The sequence below is a fragment of the Cupriavidus sp. GW821-FHT02F09 genome (assembly GCF_059421605.1).
Genome location: NZ_JBWKVH010000036.1, coordinates 70,776 through 78,763, shown reverse-complemented (window position 1 = coordinate 78,763; position 7,988 = coordinate 70,776). Strand labels below are relative to the sequence as shown.

8 protein-coding genes are annotated in these 7,988 nt (G+C 61.7%); 6 read left to right on the top strand and 2 right to left on the bottom strand.

From position 1 onward, the window contains the following. Positions 1-348: 348 nt before the first annotated feature. Positions 349-552: a CopG family transcriptional regulator gene (locus AC07XB_RS29510; protein WP_492832216.1), complete on the top strand. Its 204-nt coding sequence runs from the start codon at positions 349-351 to the stop codon at positions 550-552. A gap of 644 nt (positions 553-1,196) precedes the next feature. Here the strand turns inward: AC07XB_RS29510 and AC07XB_RS29505 are convergent. Together AC07XB_RS29505 and AC07XB_RS29500 are read right to left on the bottom strand one after the other, a co-directional pair. After that, positions 1,197-1,619 carry an ACT domain-containing protein gene (locus AC07XB_RS29505; protein ID WP_492832218.1) on the bottom strand — a complete coding sequence of 141 codons (423 nt, stop codon included), beginning with the start codon at positions 1,617-1,619 and terminating at the stop codon, positions 1,197-1,199. A 152-nt stretch (positions 1,620-1,771) separates the two neighbouring features. Further along, the gene (locus tag AC07XB_RS29500; protein ID WP_492832214.1) at positions 1,772-2,209 is read right to left on the bottom strand and encodes a universal stress protein; all 438 of its coding nucleotides are present in this window, start codon (positions 2,207-2,209) and stop codon (positions 1,772-1,774) included. A gap of 397 nt (positions 2,210-2,606) precedes the next feature. Between AC07XB_RS29500 and AC07XB_RS29495 the strand changes: the two genes are divergently transcribed. Genes AC07XB_RS29495 through AC07XB_RS29475 form a run of 5 tightly spaced genes read left to right on the top strand, consistent with a single transcriptional unit; the run spans position 2,607 to position 7,988 of the window. Next, positions 2,607-2,888, top strand: coding sequence for a ribbon-helix-helix protein, CopG family (locus AC07XB_RS29495; protein ID WP_492832212.1), 282 nt, complete (start codon positions 2,607-2,609; stop codon positions 2,886-2,888). Positions 2,889-2,891: 3 nt separating this feature from the next. Then, positions 2,892-4,916: a hydrogenase 4 subunit B gene (gene hyfB / locus AC07XB_RS29490; RefSeq protein ID WP_492832210.1), complete on the top strand. Its 2,025-nt coding sequence runs from the start codon at positions 2,892-2,894 to the stop codon at positions 4,914-4,916. 7 nt (positions 4,917-4,923) lie between these two features. Beyond that, positions 4,924-5,871 (top strand): respiratory chain complex I subunit 1 family protein, encoded by a 948-nt coding sequence (locus AC07XB_RS29485; protein WP_492832208.1) that lies wholly within the window; start codon positions 4,924-4,926, stop codon positions 5,869-5,871. Between the two features lies 1 nt (position 5,872). Then, complete coding sequence (locus tag AC07XB_RS29480; protein WP_492832206.1) at positions 5,873-6,532, top strand: formate hydrogenlyase; 660 nt, start codon at positions 5,873-5,875, stop codon at positions 6,530-6,532. A gap of 1 nt (position 6,533) precedes the next feature. After that, the gene (locus AC07XB_RS29475; RefSeq protein ID WP_492832204.1) at positions 6,534-7,988 is read left to right on the top strand and encodes a hydrogenase 4 subunit F; all 1,455 of its coding nucleotides are present in this window, start codon (positions 6,534-6,536) and stop codon (positions 7,986-7,988) included.

The window sequence follows — 7,988 nt, the reverse complement described above, 5'->3', positions numbered from 1 at the left end:
GCGGTAAAGGTGAGCCGCGCAGAGCCGCGACCTTGCAAGCCCATACGGTTGGTCATTTCAATTGTCGCGTCGACCACGTCGCCCTCAAGTAAAAAGAGGCCTCTAAGCAACTTGCATGCGCTAGGCCCTCTGGCTTGCCGCCGTTGGCCGGACAAGCTCGGCTGGGTATGCCCGAACCTTGCGAGCAAGGGCTCGCGAGGCCTCGCCTCACCTACCAGGCTTCTGTCGGAGGCCAATTCCTGCGACCGTCCCCTTGGGGAGGCGAAGCCTTGTAACCACAGGCTGCACTCGGCCGCTCAGTTGTATATAATGATAACGCTATTATCATACAATACTATTCTAGAGCGTATGGAATCCAAGACCGCCCGGTTCACCGGGTTGATCGACCCCGTGAAGAAGAAAGTCTTTGAAACCCTGTGCGCGGCGCAGGATCAGACGCCGTCGCAGGTGGTGCGCCAGATGATCCGCGACTATTTGGAACAGCATGGGGTGGCCTATGCCACCCAGCCCCAGGTTGGCGCTACGGTTCTGGCTAAGAAGGCCCGCGAGTGACCGATGTCCGCATAGCGGACTACCAGCCTCACCCAGCAGGTCGACCTTGGCATCGCACTGACAATGACCACTGCGAGGCATCCCGAGATGTGGACCGCTCCCATCGGGACCTTCCATGCGTGGTGCTGGCCTCGAACTCAGATGGCTTTACGACACGCCGAGACCGGAGTCAGGGCCTGGCAACTATCGGGGGCATTCATGCACAAGCCGGCGGTCACTTATCACGTCAAGCCGCGCGCAAAAGCGCTCGATGACGGTAGCTACCAACCGAAGGTGCTGGTGGCAATCTATCGGGGTGACACTCTGCTCAGAGATGTCACCCTTTACGCGAGAGGCGACCCTTGTCCGCTGCACGCGACTGCAGCAAGGCTTGCCGAAGCGCTGGCCTTCCGGATTCAGACGGTGCTCAAAGACGTAAAAGAAACGGACGACGTTGCCACAGCCGCTGTCCAGACACTATTGCGACGCATTGGGCTGAGGACGAGCCTACGATCCGTGGTGCCGGTGTCGACGCGCCGAATTCGGCAATAGGCCTTGGTGGCGCAGGACCGCAGATCAATGCCTATTCAAGCGGGCCATGTGAAATACGCCACCTCGGCCTCCATCGCGCCACTACCGCGTTCCTTGATGCTTGACCGCGAACCTCAAGCAGCCTGGAGAAGGTCAATTGCCTGATTGGCTTCCGCCTGCGAGTTGACTGCCACATAGGCAACAAACTGCGTACCGATTACCGAAGCAGAGAACCCGCGGAGATTCATACCCGCTTCGGCAAACTTCTCCGTCAGCGCCACTGCGATACCCGGCTGGTTGATCCCCATCACACGAACGCAGTGCAGCGTTTGTGTCACGTTGAAGCCCACCAGAGCGGCCGCCACAATTTCTCGATCGCCCTGTAGTGGGGTGACAAAGACAACGCCCTCGCCAGGCTTGTCCGGATTGCGCCGCGCGATGATGAGTTGCAGGTCGGCTCCCAAATCGCGTAAGGGGGCTAAGGCCCCGGCCAGTCCACCAGGCTTATCCGGAATCCCTGCCACCCAAACCTCCACCTGTTCCACAAGCAGTTCCACGGTCGCCTCTGCGTCCTCCATACGGCCGGTGGAGATGGTCACTCCCTCGACCAGTTCGTAGTCCTGACGCCGCTTGCTTCCAAACGAATGGACGTCCATGGCATCGCCAGCCCATTGGCGCCAATGCCTCACGCGCTTTGATGCCATGACACCTATCGATACACCAGTACAGGGATCTTGCTGTGAGTCAGGACCTTGTGCGTTTCACTGCCAATCACGAGTCCCTGCACGCCGCGCCGCCCATGCGACGCCATCACGATGAGGTCGCAGCCCTTATCCTCGGCCGTCTTGATGATGGCTTCGTACGGGTGATCGTTGACCAGGTACGTCGTATCACAGGGCACCCCTGCGGCGGCGGCTTCGCGCGCCACACCTTGGAGATGCTTCGTGGCCTCCTCCCAGGATTCCTTGACGAAGCGCTCTCGAGTGTCCGTCAGCATTTCAGTGTGATAGGTAAGAACATGGTAGTGGGGGCCAACCCGAAGTGCTGTGACCCGGGCGTTCATTTGCTGCGCAAGGGCGAGAGCCCTATGAGAGGCAGCATTGGATAGAGAGGAGCCATCCACCGCAAGCAGAAGGTGCATGAACATATATTTCTCCTTGTCTGCCAGGGTTCGAGGCCATCGATAACGTCGATCACCGTTCGTTTCGCCCGCACCTTGTCCCCCTCCGGCAGGCGAGGGTTCTCGCGAAATGCCACGTGAGCAAAGGCTCAAAAAGACCAGCTAAAGGGCACCTTGGTGCAAGATCAGTTTGGCTTGCTTTATGTTAATCGCAGTCACATACTGATTACACGACTACCACATTGCATTATGTTTTTTAGCATATGCAATCTTCACCTCATATGCTAGGTCGTCGCGGGCAAATAGCGACCGTTGTCGCCGCCTCATCGGTGTTGAGCGGCGGCAGCGCCAAGCACTTTTGGGTCGCTCGGCGTTCATGTATGATGTGACGCATCTGACCATCGTATTGGCATGTTGAGGCTCCATGGAGATCAAGACTGCTCGGCTGACGCTGCTCATCGATCCAAACAAGAAGGCCGCCTTCGAGCTCCTTTGCGCACAACAGGATCTGACGGCATCGCAGGTGGTGCGCCAGCTCATCCGCGAATACCTCGCTCAGCATGGGGTCCAGTACGTGCCCAGCGGGTTGAACGTGGGCAATGCCGAGCCTGCTGACGAGGGGGCACCGCCGCGAGTGCAAGTCAAAGCTGCGGCGCAGCCCGATGCACCTCCTACTAAACGGCGCGCCACACGTCGCAAGGCCTAGGCCATGAGCAATGTGCCCCCTGTCGCACACTGGCTCCATATCGACTGGATGCTTGTTGTTGTGGGGGCTTGGTTGCTCGTCGGGGCCGCGGGCGTTCTCGCGTTGCAGCGGCTGACCCTGGTGTCTCGCGTTCTATTCCCGCTCGGTGGATTGCTTGGACTGGCGCTTTTTGGTCTGGCACTTGTCGCTGTGCTTGGCACGCCCGAGGTCGCCGTACTCACCATTGGACTGCCAGCGCTGCCCTTCCACATCCGGCTCGACAGCCTCTCCGCCTATTTCCTAATGGTGATCGGTGGCACGGCGGCGGGCATCTCTACATTCGCAGCCGGATATTTCCGCAAGGGCGAGGGCACACCGCCGGGCTTGCTGTGCCTGGAATATCACTTGTTCCTGGCCAGCATGGCCGGTGTCATCCTGGCCGACGATGCCTACTCGTTCATGGTGATGTGGGAGACCATGGCGTTGTCGTCGTTCTTCCTGGTGACTGCAAACCACCGCATTCCGGAGGTGCGCAGCGCCGGCTACCTCTACATCACGATGGCGCGTATCGGCGCGATCGCGATTCTGCTCTGCTTCGGTGTGCTGCAGGCCAACACCGGTGACTACACTTTCGCGAACATGCGTGACCAGGCGCTGACGCCCTTCTGGGCCTCGGTCGGCTTCCTGCTTGCCGTGTTCGGCTTCGGCGCTAAGGCCGGCGTCCTGCCTTTGCATGTCTGGCTGCCGGAGGCGCATCCGGCCGCGCCCTCGCCGATCTCGGCAATGATGAGCGGCGTCATGCTCAATACAGCCATCTATGGGCTGTTGCGCGTGTCCTTCGACCTGCTGAGCCTGCGTCTATGGTGGTGGGGCGCGCTGCTTCTGGCCGTCGGTCTGGCTACCGCCCTTTTCGGCGTCGTCTTTGCTGCGGTGCAAACCGATATGAAGCGATTGCTGGCTTACTCGTCGATCGAGAACATGGGCCTGCTTTTTGTCGCCATGGGCCTGACGCTGGTCTTCTCGGCCTACGGCATGAGGCCAATGGCGGCACTGGCCCTGACCGCGACGCTCTATCACGTCGCAAGCCACGCCTTCTTCAAGAGCCTGCTCTTCCTCGGCACAGGCAGCGTACTGCATGCCACCGCCGAGCGAAGTCTCGGCAAGCTAGGCGGGCTGATTCGGTACATGCCTTGGGTTAGCTGGCTCACGCTACTGGGCGTGCTGGCCAGCGCCGGGCTGCCTCCGCTCGGCGGTTTCGTGTCGGAGTGGCTGCTGCTGCAGAGCTTCCTGTTCACGCCGGGCCTGCCGGTTCCGCTGCTGACGATGCTGATCCCGGTGGTCGCTGCGCTGATCGCACTGGTGGCGGCCCTGGCCGGCTACACGATGGTCAAGTTCTTCGGCGTGATCTTCCTCGGCCAGCCGCGCGAGCACAAACTCGCCCACGCGCATGACGCCGGTCCCTGGGAGCGCGCAGGCATGGTATGGCTGGCCCTCGGCTGTCTGGCGCTTGGCCTGCTGCCGACGCAGTTCATCCAGCTGATCGACCCGGTAACGAAGCAACTGGTTGCCGCCGGCCTGGGCGCCCGAGCGGCTACCAGCAGCTGGCTGCTGGTGCCGACCAGCCTGGGTCGGGCCAGTTACGGGCCGGTGATCCTCCTCCTCGGCATCCTGGCTAGCTTTGCGCTCGCCTACCTGCTGGTCCGCTGGCTGTACCATGGACGGCTGCGCCGCAGCCCACCATGGGCCTGCGGGTTTCCCTGGGGCACTGCGCGCATGCAGGATACGGCCGAAGGTTTCGGCCAGCCGATCCGCCAGATCTTCGAACCCTTCTTCCTGATGCAGCGCGACCTGCCGACGCCATTCGACGAGCAGCCGCGCTACCGCGTGACCATCGAGGACCGCTTCTGGCGCTGGCTGTACCTACCCACTGTCGAATTGGCTTCATACCTGGCGCGACTGACCGGCCTGATGCAGCAGGGGCGCATTTCGGTGTATCTGCTGTATAGCTTCCTGACCCTGATTGCCACGCTGCTGGCGGTGATGCGATGAGGCTTCCATGACGGTCTCCGGCTTGCTGTCGCAGTCACTTGAGATCGTGATTTCGATCGCCCTGGCGCCGCTACTGACGGGCTGGGTCAATCAATGGCGTGCCTGGCTGCAAAACAAATCCGCGCCCAGCCTCTGGCAGCCATATCGCACGTTGCACAAACTGTTCAACAAGGAATCGGTGGTGGCCGACAACGCGTCGCCGCTGTTCCGCGCCACACCCTATGTGGTGTTCGGCTGTATGGCCCTGGCGTGCGCGATCATCCCGACGCTCTCGACCGACCTCCCGCTGGCGCCCGCGGCCGATGCGATCGCGCTGGTCGGCCTGTTCGCGTTGGCGCGGGTTTTCATTTCGCTGGCCGCGATGGACATCGGCACGGCCTTCGGCACCCTAGGGGCGCGGCGCGAGATGCTGATCGGGTTTCTTGCCGAACCTGCATTGCTGATGGTGCTGTTCTCGGCCTCGCTGGTTTCCAAGTCAACATCGCTCACCACTATTGTCGAGACACTCGCCCATCGCGAACTGGCAATCTACCCCGGGTTGGCCTTTTCCGGAGTTGCCTTCACCATGGTGTCGCTGGCAGAGAACGCCCGCGTGCCAGTTGACAACCCCGCCACGCATCTGGAGCTGACGATGATCCATGAAGCACTCCTCCTGGAGTATTCGGGCCGCCACCTGGCACTCATCGAATGGGCGTCAAGCCTGAAATTGTTCGCCTACTCCTGTATCGGACTGGCGTTGTTCCTCCCCTGGGGCATTGCAGAGGCCCAGGCGCCGATGTCCATGCTGCTGGCGCTGCCGGCCCTGCTGCTCAAACTGACCGTGGGCGGCATCCTGCTTGCCACGCTCGAGACCGTGAGCGCCAAGATGCGCATCTTCCGCGTCCCCGAGTTCCTGGCCACCGCCTTCTTGCTGGCGGTGATTGGCATGCTGGTGCATTTGCTGCTTGCCCGCTGACATGAGCGCCTTGCTGACCCAGTTCGTCAACCTGCTTGGTGCGGTGCTGCTCATCCTCGCCTTCGGGATGATCTCGCAGCGCCGCGTCCTATCGCTGATCCACCTGTTCACGCTGCAGGGCGCCACCCTGGCGCTGGCGACGGCCGTGGTCGGCTACGTGACCCGGCAGCCGGACCTGTACCTGTCCGCCGGCGTGACCTTCCTGCTCAAGGTGCTGCTGATCCCCTATCTCCTGCACCGCGTCATCGACCGGCTTGATATCCGCTGGGACGTAGAGACGCTAATCAACATCCCGACCATCATGGTGATTGGTATTCTGGTGGTGATTTTCGCGTTCAACCTGGCCATGCCGATCTCGCGGCTGTCGGTAAAGCTGGCCAGCGGCACGCTCGGCATCGCACTGGCCTGCGTACTGCTGTCGTTCTTGATGATGATTACCCGCTCGAAGGCAGTACCGCAGGTCATCGGTTTCCTGGCCATGGAGAACGGCTTGTTCTTCGCCGCAACCTCAGCGACTTATGGCATGCCAATGGTGGTCGAGCTTGGCATCGCCCTGGACGTGCTGATTGGCGTGCTGATCCTGGGCGTCTTTATGTTCCAGATCCGCGAACAATTCGACAGTCTGGACATTCGCCACCTCGAGAAGCTGAAGGAGGACTGAGTTGATTGCGCTAGCCTTCCTGCTTGCAACCCCGCTCGCCGGCGGGCTGGTGCTGGCGCTGGTCGGTCATCGCGATCATGCGCGCGACGTCAATGTCGCGTTCAGTCTTGGCACCTTCGTCGCGGCCTGCTTGCTCACCCGACAGATCTTCGACGACGGTCCCACGCTCGTGTGGGACCGTGCGTTCTACATCGATGCCCTGAACGTATTTCTCGTCACCCTGACCGCGTTCGTGGGCCTGACCACGTCCGTCTTCTCGCGGCCCTATATGCGCGTGGAGCGCGACCACGGCAAGATGACGCCGCCGCGACTGCGCCTGTACCACAGCATGTACCAGCTATTCACATTTACGATGCTACTGGCGTTGACGACCAACAACATGGGCATCGTGTGGGTGGCAATGGAGGCCGCCACGCTGACCACGGTACTGCTGGTCAGCGTCTATCGGACCGCAGCCAGCCTCGAGGCTGCCTGGAAGTACTTCATCTTGTGCGGCGTGGGTATCGCCCAAGCGCTCTTCGGCACGGTGCTGCTCTACATGGCGGCCGAACAGGTCATCGGCCCCGAGGGTGGAGCGCTGCTGTGGACCAACCTCGATGCGGTCAAGGGCCGGCTGGACCCGAATATCATCACGCTGGCCTTCGCCTTCCTGTTCATCGGCTATGGCACCAAAGTCGGACTGGTGCCGGTGCACAACTGGCTGCCGGACGCGCATGCGGAAGGGCCGACCCCGGTGTCCGCCGTGCTGTCCGGCCTGCTGCTCAATGTGGCCCTCTACGCTATCCTGCGCTGCAAGGTGTTGACGGACGGCGCGCTGAACAACCATCTCACCGGCCACCTGATGATGGGCTTCGGCCTGGTTTCCGTCGTGGCGGCGGTCTTCCTCCTCATCCGCCAGCGGGACGTCAAGCGCATGTTCGCCTACTCGTCCATCGAACATATGGGCATGATGACCTTCGCTTTCGGCATGGGTGGACCGATCGCCAGCTTCGCCGGACTTCTGCACATGACGGTGCATTCGCTGGTCAAGTCCGCGATCTTCTTCGCCGTCGGCCATGCGGCGCAGAAAGCGGGCACGCAGGTCATGGACGAGATCCGCGGGCTGATTCGCGTCAGCCCCACGGTCGGCTGGGGCCTGATGTTGGGCGTGCTAGCTATCCTGGGCATGCCGCCTTTCGGGGTATTCGCCAGCGAGTTCCTGATTGTCACCACCGCGATGCGTGAGCAACCCTGGGCCACGCCCTTCCTGCTAGTCGCGCTCGGCCTGGCTTTTGCATCCGTGTTCAGTCGCGTGCAGCCGATGGTCTTCGGCGAGACCACCCTGAAGCCCCTGGTGCATCCGCCGGCGCTGGTCCCGGTGTTCTTGCACCTCGCACTCGGCTTAATGCTGGGCCTCTATATCCCGCCGTATCTGGATGCGTGGTACCGCCAGGCGGCCGCCATGCTGGGGAGTTGA